Source organism: Pseudoduganella buxea (assembly GCF_009720835.1).
Lineage (GTDB): Bacteria > Pseudomonadota > Gammaproteobacteria > Burkholderiales > Burkholderiaceae_D > Rugamonas > Rugamonas buxea.
Genome location: NZ_WNKZ01000070.1, coordinates 1 through 12821 on the forward strand (window position 1 = coordinate 1; position 12821 = coordinate 12821).

13 protein-coding genes are annotated in these 12821 nt (G+C 69.1%); 7 read left to right on the forward strand and 6 right to left on the reverse strand.

Annotation, left to right across the window (positions count from 1 at the left end; genetic code table 11):
- Positions 1–150 precede the first annotated feature (150 nt).
- Both GM672_RS20165 and GM672_RS20170 read right to left on the reverse strand, forming a co-directional pair.
- Positions 151–687: a porin family protein gene (locus GM672_RS20165; protein WP_155472331.1), complete on the reverse strand. Its 537-nt coding sequence runs from the start codon at positions 685–687 to the stop codon at positions 151–153.
- Positions 687–1244 (reverse strand): TonB-dependent receptor domain-containing protein, encoded by a 558-nt coding sequence (locus GM672_RS20170; protein ID WP_155472332.1) that lies wholly within the window; start codon positions 1242–1244, stop codon positions 687–689. The genes GM672_RS20165 and GM672_RS20170 overlap by 1 nt, the downstream gene beginning before the upstream one ends.
- A gap of 56 nt (positions 1245–1300) precedes the next feature.
- Between GM672_RS20170 and GM672_RS20175 the strand changes: the two genes are divergently transcribed.
- From GM672_RS20175 to GM672_RS20190, 4 genes are all read left to right on the forward strand, one after another.
- Positions 1301–1444 (forward strand): hypothetical protein, encoded by a 144-nt coding sequence (locus GM672_RS20175; protein WP_155472333.1) that lies wholly within the window; start codon positions 1301–1303, stop codon positions 1442–1444.
- A 444-nt stretch (positions 1445–1888) separates the two neighbouring features.
- On the forward strand, positions 1889–3874 hold the full coding sequence (locus GM672_RS20180; protein ID WP_229417841.1) for a TonB-dependent receptor plug domain-containing protein: 1986 nt from the start codon (positions 1889–1891) through the stop codon (positions 3872–3874).
- Positions 3871–4386 carry a YfiR family protein gene (locus GM672_RS20185; RefSeq protein WP_155472334.1) on the forward strand — a complete coding sequence of 172 codons (516 nt, stop codon included), beginning with the start codon at positions 3871–3873 and terminating at the stop codon, positions 4384–4386. Before GM672_RS20180 ends, GM672_RS20185 begins: the two co-directional genes overlap by 4 nt.
- The gene (locus GM672_RS20190) at positions 4386–6245 is read left to right on the forward strand and encodes a putative bifunctional diguanylate cyclase/phosphodiesterase (protein WP_155472335.1); all 1860 of its coding nucleotides are present in this window, start codon (positions 4386–4388) and stop codon (positions 6243–6245) included. Before GM672_RS20185 ends, GM672_RS20190 begins: the two co-directional genes overlap by 1 nt.
- A 6-nt stretch (positions 6246–6251) precedes the next feature.
- Here the strand turns inward: GM672_RS20190 and GM672_RS20195 are convergent, their stop codons facing one another.
- Positions 6252–6740, reverse strand: a complete 489-nt coding sequence (locus GM672_RS20195; protein ID WP_155472336.1) for a hypothetical protein — start codon at positions 6738–6740, stop codon at positions 6252–6254.
- A gap of 234 nt (positions 6741–6974) precedes the next feature.
- Between GM672_RS20195 and GM672_RS20200 the strand changes: the two genes are divergently transcribed.
- Both GM672_RS20200 and GM672_RS20205 read left to right on the forward strand, forming a co-directional pair.
- Positions 6975–8546, forward strand: a complete 1572-nt coding sequence (locus tag GM672_RS20200; RefSeq protein WP_155472337.1) for a methyl-accepting chemotaxis protein — start codon at positions 6975–6977, stop codon at positions 8544–8546.
- Positions 8547–8616: 70 nt separating this feature from the next.
- Complete coding sequence (locus GM672_RS20205) at positions 8617–9732, forward strand: 2OG-Fe(II) oxygenase (protein ID WP_155472338.1); 1116 nt, start codon at positions 8617–8619, stop codon at positions 9730–9732.
- Here the strand turns inward: GM672_RS20205 and GM672_RS20210 are convergent, their stop codons facing one another.
- Positions 9733–10665, reverse strand: coding sequence for a LysR family transcriptional regulator (locus GM672_RS20210; protein WP_155472339.1), 933 nt, complete (start codon positions 10663–10665; stop codon positions 9733–9735).
- Positions 10666–10669: 4 nt separating this feature from the next.
- Complete coding sequence (locus GM672_RS20215; protein WP_155472340.1) at positions 10670–11101, reverse strand: Rrf2 family transcriptional regulator; 432 nt, start codon at positions 11099–11101, stop codon at positions 10670–10672.
- Positions 11102–11191: 90 nt separating this feature from the next.
- On the opposite strand from GM672_RS20215, the gene GM672_RS20220 reads away from it, so the two are divergent.
- Complete coding sequence (locus tag GM672_RS20220) at positions 11192–12088, forward strand: NAD(P)/FAD-dependent oxidoreductase (protein WP_155472341.1); 897 nt, start codon at positions 11192–11194, stop codon at positions 12086–12088.
- Here GM672_RS20220 and GM672_RS20225 read toward each other — a convergent pair.
- Complete coding sequence (locus GM672_RS20225; RefSeq protein ID WP_155472342.1) at positions 12078–12815, reverse strand: 4'-phosphopantetheinyl transferase family protein; 738 nt, start codon at positions 12813–12815, stop codon at positions 12078–12080. The two genes, GM672_RS20220 and GM672_RS20225, sit on opposite strands and share 11 nt — an antisense overlap.
- Positions 12816–12821 lie beyond the last annotated feature (6 nt).

The following is a 12821-nucleotide window of genomic DNA, read 5'->3' on the forward strand; positions in this document are numbered from 1 at the left end:
GCCAGCCCAGCGGCGTGTCGGCCACGGGCGCGGCGGTGCCGGCGGTTTGCGCCGGGCGAGGCGCCGCCAGGGTCGGCGAGGCGGCCAGCGAGGCGGCCAACTTCAGCACGCTGCGTCGTCGCAAGTTCGTCTCCATCGCTGCAATCCTTCTCAGTATTGGTAGGCCAGGGTGACGCCCAGCGTGCGCGGCTCGCCGCGCCAGCCGCCCACCGAGCCGTAGTCGCCGTTGACCAGCCGGCGCCAGTAAGTCTTGTCGAAGGCGTTGTTCAGCCAGATCGACGCAGTCCATGCGCCGCCCTGGGACGTGCCTTCCGTGCCGGCCGAGAAGGACGCCAGGCCATACCCGGGCACCCGCGTGAATTCGGCGTTGTCGACCGTGCCGTACATCCAGCTGCGATAGGCGTAGCGCGCGCCGACAAAAGAGCGCAGGCCGCCGGCACCGTTCCAGCTGTAGCGTGCGCTGGCATTGTAAGTCAGGCGCGGGGCGTTAAATAATCGTTCGCCTGAGAGATTGCACGACGCCGGCGGCTTGGGCGCCAGGGTCACGTCGGGTGGGCAGCGGGCGCCGTCGTAGTCCGTGTACCAGGCGTCGTTGTAGACGGCCGCCACGTCGACGGACCAGTCGCGCGTGGGCGCCAGGGCCACGCTCGCTTCCGCGCCGCGCGAGCGGAACGAGCCGGCGTTCATCAGGTAGGTCTGCTGGTCCTCGATGTTGTAGCCCTGGGTCTGAAGTCGGCGATCTCCGTCAGGAACACGTCGGCCTTCAGCTTGGCCTTGTCGTCGGCCAGCGCCGCCTTCACGCCGATCTCGCCGCTGCGGGCCCGCTCCGGCTTGATGAACAGGGAATCGAGGCGGGCCTGCCTGGCGGCACCGGCCGAGATATTCAGGCCGCCGGATTTCTCGCCATACGAGGCGGCGGCGTAGACGCTCCAGTCGGCCGCGGGACGCCACGTCGCCGTCAGGGTGCCGGAGGGCAGCGTGTGGTTCTCCGTCAGGTAGCCGGAGTTGAACGGCACCCGGTTGTAGCGGATGAACTGGCCGCTCTTTTCCTGGACGTTGGCGCGCACGCCGGCCGTCACGTCGATGCGGTCCGTGACGTGCCAGGTGCCTTGCGCGAACGGCGAGATCATGTGGTCGCGCAGGGTGCCCAGGCGGATGATGTCCAGGCCCTTGAAGGCGGCGCTGTCGAGGAACAGGGCGGGCAGAACGGAATTGGCGTAGCGCGTGTGTGCCACCGTTTCCATGTGCTGGCCCAGGTACGTGATGCCCAGCGCGTAGTCGACGGCCGCGCCGGCCGGCGATGGTGGTCAACAGGGCGCGCGGCTGGCGCACGGCGCTGACGTCGTCCAGCGCCGCCAGTTCCGTGAAGGCGGAGGCGGCCGGGTCATCGGCGTCGTGGCGCGAGCCGACCAGCCGGTGCATGCCGGCCGTCAGCCAGCCGTAACTGTGGCGGAATTGATGGTGAAGGAACTGCGTGCGGGGCGTGGACGAAGTAAGGATAGCGCTGTTCATGATTCGGGGCGAAGGGTGTGCGCCCCCGCGCGGCAGGAGAATTCAGCCGGGGCGCGGCGGACCGGCAGGACCGCGTTGTCAATATAGCCAAGGCCACCGGGGGAGAACGAAGCATTTCGACTATCCTTCGTCGGAATTCGGGTAAGGCGCCGGCAGGCTCCCTGCATTGCGCTGTCGGCAAGCTTGTTCGAAAGGCTTTTTGATAAGACAACGGCGGCCGTGCCCGCTTGTCGGAAAGCTGCATCAGGATGGTGCGATTTGCTTTGCTGTGGCGCAATAACACTATTAGTTGCCTTAAGGAATTGTTATACTCGGCCCTTGCTGTGCCGGAAAAAGCGCTCCACCGGCCGCCCAACCCTCTTCGGAAACCTTCCCCATGCCCGACGGCCTTTCCCGTATCGCCCTGACCATGCTGTCGCTGTGCGCCGCCGGCTGCGCCCGCGCGCAGGCGGACGACCTGGCCGCCATGCCGCTGGAACAGCTGATGCAGGTGCCGATGGTGACGTCGGCCTCGCGCTTCGAGCAGTCGGCCAGCGATGCGCCGTCGGCCGTGGTGGTACTGACGGCGCAGGATATCCGCGAGCACGGCTGGCGCACGCTGGCCGATGCGCTGGCTTCCGTGCCGGGCCTGTATGTGACGCAGGACCGCAATTATTCCTACCTGGGCGCGCGCGGCTTCCTGCGTCCGGGCGACTACAACGGCCGCTTCCTGCTGCTGGTGGACGGCGTGCGCGTCAACGACGCCGTGTATGACCAGGCCGTCGTGGGCAGCGACGGCCTGCTCGACATGGACCTGGTGGCCCGCATCGAATATGTGCCGGGCCCCGGTGCCGCCGTGTACGGCTCGAACGCCGTGTTCGGTGTCATCAACGTCATCACCAAGTCCGGCAGCGCGATGAAAGGCCTGCAGGCCAGCGCCACGGCGGGCAGCCTGGGCGAGCGCCGGGGCCGCGTCACGTATGGCTGGCACGCCCAGAACGGCGACGATATCGTGCTGTCGGCCAGCCGCCTGCGCCAGCGGGGGGAGGATTTGTACTACCCCGAATTCGATACGCCCGAGCAGGGCGGCGGCGTCGCGCGGGGCCTCGACGGCGACCGCGCGCGCAGCTTCTTCGCCCGCATCGCCGGCCGCGGCCTGGTGTTCTCGGCCGCCTATGTCGACCGTATCAAGGACATTCCGACCGGTTCGTTCGGCGCCGTCTTCAACCAGCCCAACGCCACGCGTGACACCCTGGCCACGGCCAACCTGTCCTACACACGTGCACTCGGAAACGGCGTGCAGCTGGCGTCGAACCTGTTCTGGGGCCGTGCCGATTACCTGGGCATCGGCATTTACCCGGATGACGCCGGCGCGCCGCGCCGCAATGTCGACGGCGACCACGCCGCGTGGTATGGCGCCAGCGTGCATGCCACCGTGACGGCTTTTGCCGGCCACAAGCTGGCAGCCGGCGTGGAAGTGCAGCGCAATGCCCGGCGCGACCAGTTCAGCTTCGACGAAGACCCGTACGAGCAACTGGTGGACGAGCGCCGTGCCGACAGCCGCTGGGGCGCCTATATCGACGACGAGATCCAGCTGCGTCCTGGCCTGATGCTCAACGCGGGACTACGCTACGGCCGCGACAGCACCATCGGCGGCCGCTTCAGCCCCAGGGCCGCGCTGATCGCCCACCCGGGCCGGCGCGATACGCTCAAGCTGATCTACGGCACCGCCTACCGCGCGCCGAATGCCTACGAGCTGTATTACCACTACCCGAACGAAGGCGGCATGCTGGCCAATCCGGCACTGCGGGCCGAAGTCATCCGCACTGGGGAGCTGGTATGGGAGCGCATGCACGATGCCTACGGCAAGCTGACGGCGTCGCTGTTCCACAACCGCATGAGCGACCTGATCACGCAGCGGCTGATCGATGACAACGGCATGCTGCAGTTCCAGAACACGGACAAGGCCACGGCCCACGGCGTCGAGCTGGCCGGCGAACGCCTGTTCCGTTCGGGCGCGCGCCTGCGGTCGAGTTACTCGTGGCAGCTGGCGCGCGACGGCGCCGGCGAATGGCTGGCCAGCTCGCCCCGGCACCTGGCCAAGCTGGCCGCCACCCTGCCGCTGCCGTTCGCCCGGCTGGGCAATGAAGTGCAGTGCAGCTCGAAACGGCGCACCGAACACGCGATGACGGGCGGCTTTTGCGTGGTCAGCCTGACCTTGTCGTCGACCCCCGGGCGGCGCGCCTTCGGCTGGTCTGCCAGCATCTACAACGTCACGGACAGGACCTATGCCGATCCGGCCGGCCCCGCCTTCGTGCAGGAAGCGCTGGCGCGGCAGGGCCGCACCGTCTCGCTCAAGCTGGACTACGACTTCTCGCGATGACAGCTTGCGGCCACGCCCGGCATCTCGCGCCGCGCCATCTGTGGGCGACGGCGGCGCTGTGCTGCGCGTTTGCCTGCCAGGCGCAGAACGAGGACAGCCGGCTCAAGGCCGCCTATATCTTCAATATCGCCCAGTTCACGACATGGCCGCAAGCCGCAGCCGCGCGGCCGCTGGCCGTCTGCGCCAGCCCGGCGCACAGCTTGTGGGCGGGCCTGCGCGAACTGGAAGGCAAGAGCGCCGCCGGCCGGGCCTGGAACGTCATCGACGGCGGTCAGGGGCGCGACTGCGATATCGTCGTCTACAGTGCCGCCGTCGCGCCGAACGTGGCGCCGCCCGCAGTGCCGGGCACCCTGTTCGTCGTCGACGGCGCCCGCCCGAACCGGTGGCAGGGCACCGTCACCCTGGTCGAGGAAGACGCCCACCTGCGCTTCGATATCGATACGCGCGAGGCGGCGCGGGCCGGCCTGAAATTCAGTTCGCGCCTGCTGCAACTGGCAAGGAACGTGCTGTGATGCCGGCCTCGCCATCGGCCCTTCATGGCCAGCCCGGCCACCAGATCGCCCGCACGCTCGGCGTCGGCCAGCTGGCCGCCGCGCTGTCGGCGCTGGTGTTCGCCGGCGCAATCCTGCTCGGTTACGAGTGGGTGTCGCTGCGGGGCGCGCTGGCCGACGAGACGCGCATGCAGGCCGCCATTGTGGCCGAGAACGTGGCCGCGCCGCTGATGTTCGGCGACCAGGAAGCGGCCGGCGAGATGCTGGCGTCGCTGCGCAACGCCGAGCAGTTGCGCAGCGTCCTGCTGTATAGCCGCGACGGACGGCGCTTCGCCACCTTCGGCTCACCCCGCGCCGACGTGGCAGCGGCCGTGCCGGCCTTCGGCGAACTGGCCGTGACGCAGCAGGTGGCGTACCGTGGCCAGGTGCTGGGTCGCCTCGTCCTGGTGACGGGGACGGACCGTATCCTGACGGGCCTGTTGCGCTACGCCGGCTTGCTGGCGCTGGCCTCGCTGGGCGGGCTGCTGGTTGTGTCGGTCGCGATGCACCGCACGCGCGCCCGCGTGGCTGCGGCCGAACGGGAGCTGCACTACCTGGCCAATACCGATCCCGTGACGGGCCTGAACAACCGGCGTGCCACATATGCCAGCCTGGAACGGGCCATGGCTATCCAGGCCGGGCAGGGCGGGCAGGTGGCCGTGCTGCTGGTCGACCTGGACAACTTCAAGGTGATCAACGACACGGCCGGACACGCGGCCGGCGACGTGCTGTTGCAGCACGTGGCCACGGCGCTGGGCGCGGCCATCGGCGCCGGCGCCGTGGTGGGCCGCATCGGCGGCGACGAATTCGCCGTTATTGCGCCCGTGGCCGACGAAACGGCGGCGCAGGCCATCGGCCACGCCATCGTCGCCGCGCTGCGCGACCCGTTCCTGCTGGAGACGGGCGAGGTGTTCGCCACGGCCAGCGTCGGCCTGTGCCTGTATCCGCGCGACGCCACCGGCATGACCGAGCTGCTGAGCAGTGCCGACACGGCCCTGTACCGCGCCAAGAGCGCCGGGCGCAACCGGCTGGCCGTGTTCGTGCCGGAGATGACCCTGGCGATGCAGCGCCGCGCCCAGATGGAAGCGGAGCTGCGCAAGGCCATCGAGGCGGCCGCGCTGGTACCTTACTACCAGCCCCAGTTCGATTGCCGCACGGGGGCGATGGTGGGCGTGGAGGCGCTGCTGCGCTGGCCCCATCCCCAGCGAGGCATGATCCCGCCGGTGGAGTTCATTCCCGTCGCCGAGGAGTCGGGCCTGATCGTGGAGCTTGGCCGCTGGGTCTTGCACCGGGCCTGCGCCGATGTGGCGGCCTGGGACCGGGCCGGCGCGCCGCCGTTGACGGTGGCGGTGAACGTGTCGGCCCGCCAGCTGAAGGAAAAGGGTTTCCTCGACGACGTGCGCTCGGCCCTGCACGCGAGCGGCCTGGCGCCGGAACGGCTGGAACTGGAGCTGACGGAAAGCCTCTTGATGGACGATGTCGATGCCGCCGTGGCCTTCATGCATGCCGTGCGTGCCGAAGGCGTGCGCCTGTCGATCGACGATTTCGGCACCGGCTATTCGTCGCTGGCCTACCTGCAGTCCTTCCCCATCAACCAGCTGAAGGTGGACCGCAAGTTCGTGCAATCCTTGCCGGTGGCCGGCCACACCATCGCCACCGCCGTCATCGCGCTGTCGCGCGGCTTCGGCCTGTCCGTCATCGCCGAAGGCGTCGAACGTCCCGAGCAGCTCGAATGGCTGCGCGCGGCCGGCTGCGATTACGCCCAGGGCTTCCTGCTGGGGCGGCCGATGCCGGCTGCCGAACTGCTGGCGCGGGCGCGTGCCACGGCCGAAGCGGCCTGAGCCGGTTCAGTTGCCCTGCTTGCGCACCCGCGCCCCGAACGATTTGTCGAAGAATTCGCCCAGGGTCGCTTCCAGCCACTGGGGCGTCAGGTCGGTGCAGGCGATGGTCCCGCCGGCCTTGCCGCTGCCGTCGCGGGCGCGCTGGTCGAAGGCGCTGGTCCACTCGAGCAGGCAGCTGTTCTCGATGGCGGCAAAGGTCAGCATGCAGGCATCCCGGCCCGCGTGAGCGGCCAGGCGGTTCTTCTCAGGCACGAAGATCAGGCGGATGAAGTCGTTCCAGCCGTCGTTGCCTTCCTCCACCTTGCCGTCGTAGTCGTGCTCGTACATCTGCTTGCGCACGGCGGCGAACTGGGGACGCACGACGTTCTCCAGCGTTTGCCGGTACTGCTCCCGGAAATCCAGCCGGGCCTGGCGCGCGGCCTGTTCCTGGGCCGCCATCTTGGCGGCGGCCAGGTCCGCTTCATGCTTGAGCGCGGCTTTTGAGAAAATCGACATTGCTTCCTTACCCAAAAAACATCAGTGTACAACGGCCCGTTGCGCAAATGCGCCACGCCTGCGGCCGGAGCTTGCGCCAGGCGTGACGTGCGTCGGCGCGCATGGTAACATTGATTCCGAACGGCAACATCCGGACAGTCCGGGGGTTGCCCCGAACTCTTCCGGACCCCATCCCCGTCCGACCTGCGGCGACCTCCTGCTCGCTGCGTGCTCACTTTCAAGACCGAAACTCCTATGAAGCTCGCTAACCTCAAAATCGGCGTCCGCCTGTCCCTGCTGGGCGCATTTTTCCTCGTGACCGTGCTGCTCGTCGGCCTCACGGGCTGGTCCGCGCTGCGTGACATGAATCAGCGCAATGCCGCCGGCTTCGTCGAGGCCGGCCGCCTGCTGGCTGCCGTCGACACGGCCCGGATGGCCCAGGTCGATTTCAAGATCCAGGTGCAGGAGTGGAAGAACATCCTGTTGCGCAGCCACGACGACGCGGCCATGACGAAGTACCGCGAAGCCTTCGTCAAGGCCGGCGACACGACGACGAAGCAGTTGCAGGCATTGAAAGACTTGATGATCCAGCTGCAGCTCGAATCGGGCGCCGTCGACGAGGCGATCGCCTCGCGCAACGCGCTGCAGGAGCGCTACCTGGCGGCGCTGAAGGAATATGTCGTGGGCGACCCGGCCAGCGCGAAGACCGTCGATGCGCTCGTCAAGGGCATGGACCGCGCGCCGACCGAGCAGATCGACAAGATCGTGCTGTACATCGAGAAGGAGGCGAAAGCACGCATGCACGCGGTCGAAGCGCAGAACGACAGCGTCTACCAGCGCTCCGTCGTGCTGCTGCTGGTGCTGCTGGTAGCCGCCGTCGCCATCGGCAGCGTCATCGTCATCCTGCTGGTGCGCGGCATCACCGTGCCGCTGGCCCGCGCCCTCGTCATCGCCCGCGACGTGGCCGACGGCGACCTGCGCGCCGAAGTCAATTCGAACCGCCAGGACGAGATCGGCGACCTGCTGCGCGCGCTCGGCACGATGAGCGGCAACCTGGCCAATATCGTCACCCGCGTGCGCGGCGGCACCCAGGCCATCGCGCTGGCCTCGGCCGAAATCGCCACCGGTAACGCCGACCTGTCGTCCCGCACCGAGGACATGGCCGGCTCGCTGGAAGAGACGGCGGCGTCGATGACGGAACTGACCAGCACCGTACGCCAGAACAGCGACAACGCCACCGAGGCGGCGCGCCTGGCCGGCCAGGCCTCCAGCGTGTCCAGCCTGGGCAGCAAGACGGTGGCCGAAGTGGTGGCGTCGATGGGTGCCATCGGCGCCAGCTCGGGCAAGATCGCCGAAATCATCGGCGTCATCGACGGCATTGCCTTCCAGACCAATATCCTGGCCTTGAACGCGGCCGTCGAAGCGGCTCGTGCGGGCGAACAGGGACGGGGCTTCGCCGTCGTCGCCACCGAGGTGCGCAACCTGGCGCAACGCTCCTCGTCGGCCGCCAAGGAAATCCGCGAACTGATCACCGCTTCCGTGCAGGAAGTGGGCAGCGGGCGTGCCCTGGTGGACCGCGCCGGCGCCACCATGCGCGACGTTTTGAGCAGCGTCGAGCAGGTCACGGCCGTCGTCACGGAAATTTCGCTGGCCAGCACCGAGCAGCAGGAAGGCATCGAGCAGATCGGCACGGCGATCGCCCATATCGACAGCGTGACGCAGCAGAACGCCGCCCTGGTGGAACAGGCCGCCGCCGCCGCCGAATCGCTGAAGGCGCAGGCCCGCGAACTCGACGAGGCGGTGGCCGTCTTCAAGCTGGCCGCCTGACCCGTGCATGGGGGAGGGTAGCCGGCAATGGCGGCGGCTGCGATAATGCGCCTTCCCTGACGAGGCGCGTATGACTTCCCCAACCTGGTTACCCGGCGATCCCGTGCCGGACTTCGCGGTCCGCTCCAGCAACAGCGAGCGCTTCCACTTCAACACGGCCGCCGGCCGCTACATCGTCCTCAGTTTCTTCGGCAGCGCGGGCCGCGAGGCAGGGCGTGCCATCAATGCCCACGTCGCGGCGCGCCGTGCCCTGTTCGACGATGCGCGGCTGTGCTGGTTCGGCGTGTCCATCGACCCTCTCGACGAAAGCGCGGGGCGGGTCAGCCAGCTGCTGCCTGGCATCCGCTACTTCTGGGATTTCGACCATGCCGTCAGCCGCCGCTATGGCGCCTTGCGTGCCACGGCCGGCGGGCAGCTGGAATACACGCCGTTCACCCTGGTGATCGACCCGATGCTGCGCGTGCTGGCCGCCATCCCCGTCAACGACGGGCACAACGCGGCGCTGGAACGCTTCCTGGCGCGCCTGCCGGCGCTCGACGCCCATGCCGGCGTGCCGCTGGCGGCGCCCGTGCTGGTGCTGCCGCGCGTGTTCGAGGACGATTTCTGCCGCCGCCTGATCGACCTGTACGGCCACCACGGCGGCACCGATTCCGGCTTCATGCGCGAGGTGAATGGCCAGACGGTGGGCATGGTGGAACACGGCTTCAAGCGCCGCCAGGACTTCGCTTTCGATCATCAGCCGGAACTGGAAACCTTGCGCGCTGCCGTGCGCGCCCGGCTGCTGCGCCGGCTCGTGCCGGAGATCCACAAGGCCTTCCAGTTCCAGGTAACACGGATGGAGCGCTATGTCGTGGCCTGTTACGACGATGGCAGCGCGGGAGGAGGGGGCTTTTTCCGCCCGCACCGCGACAACACCACGCCCGCCACGGTGCACCGCAAGTTCGCATGCACCATCAACTTGAACGCGCACGAGTACGACGGCGGCGAACTGCGCTTCCCCGAATTCGGCCAGCGTACCTACCGTGCGCCGACCGGCGGCGCCGTCATCTTTTCCTGCTCGTTGCTGCACGAGGCCACCCCTGTCACGCGGGGCCAGCGCTTCGCCTTCCTGCCCTTCCTGTACGACGACGCGGCCGCCGTGCTGCGCGAGCAGGGCCAGCGCACCCTGGTGCCGCCGCCCGACTGATCAGCCCCGTGCCGGCCCGCGCAGGCGCGCCGCCAGCGCCGTGTCGCGAAAGCTTGCGACGATGAAGTCGACGAAGGCGCGGGTCTTGGCCGGCAGCAGGCGTTTGCTCGAATAGTAGATCGACATGGGCCCCGCATCGGCATCCCAGGCAGGCAGGATATGCACCAGCGCGCCCGATTCCAGCAGCGGCACGGCGTGCGGCGTGGGCAGCAGCGCGATGCCCAGTCCCAGCGCGGCCGCGTGGGCCATCGCTTCAGGATCGTCGAACACGGCGACGCTGCGGCATTCCGCCACGGCCTCGTCGCCGGCGCCGTTGCGCAGGGTCCAGTTGCGCAGGCGCCCCGAGCCCGCCGAGCGGCGCGCGATGCCGGGCAGGGCGGCCAGGTCGGCCGGATGGCGGGGTTCCCCATGGCGTGCCAGGAAGGCCGGCGAGGCCGTGGCGACAATGCGCACCCGCGCCAGTTCCCGCGCCACGACGCCGGGCGTCAGTTCGATGCCGCCGCCGATGGCCGCGTCGAAGCCGTCGCCCACCAGGTCGACCTGGCGGTTGTCGAACTGCCAGTCAGGCAGCACGGCCGGATGCCGTTCCAGGAATTGCCCCAGCAGGGGAACCAGGTAGGTGCGCCCGAACCCCAGTGCGCAGCTGACCTTCAGGCGCCCGGCCGGCGCGCCGGCATCCTGGGCCAGGCCCGCGATGGCATCCTGCAGCTGGCCCACCGGCCCCGTCACGCGGGCCAGGAATTGCTCCCCCGCTTCCGTCAACGTCACGCTGCGCGTGCTGCGCTGGAACAGCCGCGTGCCGACGGCCGCCTCCAGCCGGGCCACGTTCTTGCTGACGGCAGCCGGTGTCAGTCCCAGGCGCCGCGCCGCGGCCGAGAAGCTGCCGCTTTCCGCGCTGAGGATGAAGGCGTCGAGATAGGTCAGCGTGTCCATTGCGTCAGGCCCCGCCGCCCGGCCTGGCGTTCACGCTTCGGGCCAGGTCGGCCAGCGTGACGCGGCCGAAGCGGGCCAGCAGCAGCGCCTCGGCCTCGCGCAGGGCTTCGCCCAGTTCCGCATTGACGGCCTGTTCGACCAGGCACTCGGCGTGGTCGTTGCTGGCACCGATGGCGAACACGGACGGGCTGCCCAGCGCCCGGTGGATGTCGAGCAGCGTGATGGCCGCCAGCGGCCGGGCCAGCACCCAGCCGCCGCCATGGCCTTTCTCGGATTGCACATACCCTTCGTCGCGCAGGCCCGCCATCGTGCGGCGCACGACGACGGGATTGGTCGACAGCATCTGGGCGATCGTGTCGGAAGTGGCGCGCCCGGCGTGGGCGTCCATGTGGATCAGCACATGGAGCATGCGCGAAAGTCGGCTGTCGTGTCTCATGGACAGAGTATAACCGCGCTCCTGTAACGTTGGTAGTTGCGTGAATGACCGATTCATGGAACAATCGAAGATACATAACCAGGAGGTGCCATGGATGCAATCGTCGTTGGAGGAAGTTTCGCCGGCCTGTCGGCCGCCATGCAGCTGGCGCGGGCGCGCCGGCACGTCACATTGATCGACGCGGGCCTGCCCCGCAACCGGTTCGCCGAGGCGGCCCATGGCTTTCTCGGCCAGGACGGCGTCGCGCCCCACGTGATACGCGCCGCCGCCCGTGGACAGCTGGCGGCCTATCCGTCGGTGCGTTTCGTCGATGCCGAGGCGGTGGCGGCCGAAGCGGTCGATGGCGGCTTCGCCGTCACCTGCGCCGATGGCGCCACGCACCGCTCCGGGCGCCTGATCCTCGCCACGGGTGTGCGCGACGAGCTGCCCGTGCTGCCGGGCCTTGTCGAGCGCTGGGGCCGCACCGTGCTGCATTGCCCCTACTGCCACGGCTACGAACTGGGTGGCGCGCCCGTCGGCGTCCTGGCCGGTCACGCGAAATCGGCACACCAGGCGGCGCTGCTGCCGGATTGGGGGCCGACTACCTTCTTCACGCAGGGCCGGTACGAACCGGACGCGGAACAGGCGGCGCTGCTGGCCGCGCGCGGGGTCGTCATCGAAAGGGTTCCCGTGGTGGCGCTGCTGGGCGAGGCGCCCGGACTGATCGGGGTGCGGCTGGAAGACGGCAGGGTGGTGCGCCTGGGTGGCCTGTTCGTTGCGCCCCGCACCGATCCGGGCCCGCTGGCGCGCCAGCTGGGCTGCGCGATGGATGACGGCTTCACGGGGCCGCTGGTGCGGGTCGATGCCATGGGGCAGACCACGGTACCGGGGGTGTTCGCCGCCGGCGACATGGCCGCGATGATGCACAACGCCACCCTGGCATCGGCCGCCGGCGCGATGGCCGGTTTCGGCACGCACCAGTCGCTGGTGCTGGGTCTTACCAGATGAAGGCGGTCAGCAGGTCGCCGTCGGGCAGCACGCGGTAGTGCACCCGTGCCGGCATGCCCGGCTGCCACTGCATGCACAGCGCCTGGGCGACGTCGAAGTCGAGGTGGTCCGGCGCCACGCGAACCAGCCGGATCGCATCGAAGTCGAAGACCTGGCCGACGGCGTTGAACACGGCCTTGTAGAAGCTCTCCTTGGCCGAGAACACGAGGGCCAGCAGGACGCCGCGCGGCAGCAGGTGCTCGTTAGCGGCCAGCAGCGCCAGTTCGGCCGCATCGACGGCCAGGGTGGCCAGGCTGTCCTGCTGCTCGATCGATGCGGGCGATTCCAGGTCGATGCCGATGCCGTGGCAGGAAGGCGCCGGCAGGGCGACAGCGGCGGCGCGGCGGCTGTTGTGGCTGATGCTGCCCACTGCCCCGGCGGGCCACAGGGGTTCGCGTTGCGCGCCGCTACCGATTTCCGTGACGGCCAGCCCTGCCGCCGCGAGCGCCTGTCGCGCCGCCAACCGGCCATGAAAATATTCGGCCTGGCGTTTCGGCACGCTGCGCTCGATATGGGCCGGCAGCGCCAGGCCCGCGGCGGCGAAGCTGGCGGGCGTGAAGCCGGCGGCAGTAAATTCGACCAGGTGGACCGCCAGCCCGGGCAATGCGGCATCGGGCTGCCAGCGCAGCACCTGGCAGGCGGCGAGGGGTGCGGCGGTGGCGGCGGTGGCGAAGGGCGAGATGGTCATGGCGAC

Bases quoted from the DNA above. Each gene is read 5' to 3' on its own strand.
- GM672_RS20215 (WP_155472340.1), bottom strand. From the start codon at position 11,101: ATGAGACACGACAGCCGACTTTCGCGCATGCTCCATGTGCTGATCCAC.
- GM672_RS20165 (WP_155472331.1), bottom strand. From the start codon at position 687: ATGAACGCCGGCTCGTTCCGCTCGCGCGGCGCGGAAGCGAGCGTGGCC.
- GM672_RS20195 (WP_155472336.1), bottom strand. From the start codon at position 6,740: ATGTCGATTTTCTCAAAAGCCGCGCTCAAGCATGAAGCGGACCTGGCC.
- GM672_RS20205 (WP_155472338.1), top strand. From the start codon at position 8,617: ATGACTTCCCCAACCTGGTTACCCGGCGATCCCGTGCCGGACTTCGCG.
- GM672_RS20180 (WP_229417841.1), top strand. From the start codon at position 1,889: ATGCCCGACGGCCTTTCCCGTATCGCCCTGACCATGCTGTCGCTGTGC.
- GM672_RS20170 (WP_155472332.1), bottom strand. From the start codon at position 1,244: ATGGAAACGGTGGCACACACGCGCTACGCCAATTCCGTTCTGCCCGCC.
- GM672_RS20225 (WP_155472342.1), bottom strand. From the start codon at position 12,815: ATGACCATCTCGCCCTTCGCCACCGCCGCCACCGCCGCACCCCTCGCC.
- GM672_RS20175 (WP_155472333.1), top strand. From the start codon at position 1,301: ATGGTGGTCAACAGGGCGCGCGGCTGGCGCACGGCGCTGACGTCGTCC.
- GM672_RS20190 (WP_155472335.1), top strand. From the start codon at position 4,386: ATGCCGGCCTCGCCATCGGCCCTTCATGGCCAGCCCGGCCACCAGATC.
- GM672_RS20185 (WP_155472334.1), top strand. From the start codon at position 3,871: ATGACAGCTTGCGGCCACGCCCGGCATCTCGCGCCGCGCCATCTGTGG.
- GM672_RS20200 (WP_155472337.1), top strand. From the start codon at position 6,975: ATGAAGCTCGCTAACCTCAAAATCGGCGTCCGCCTGTCCCTGCTGGGC.
- GM672_RS20220 (WP_155472341.1), top strand. From the start codon at position 11,192: ATGGATGCAATCGTCGTTGGAGGAAGTTTCGCCGGCCTGTCGGCCGCC.
- GM672_RS20210 (WP_155472339.1), bottom strand. From the start codon at position 10,665: ATGGACACGCTGACCTATCTCGACGCCTTCATCCTCAGCGCGGAAAGC.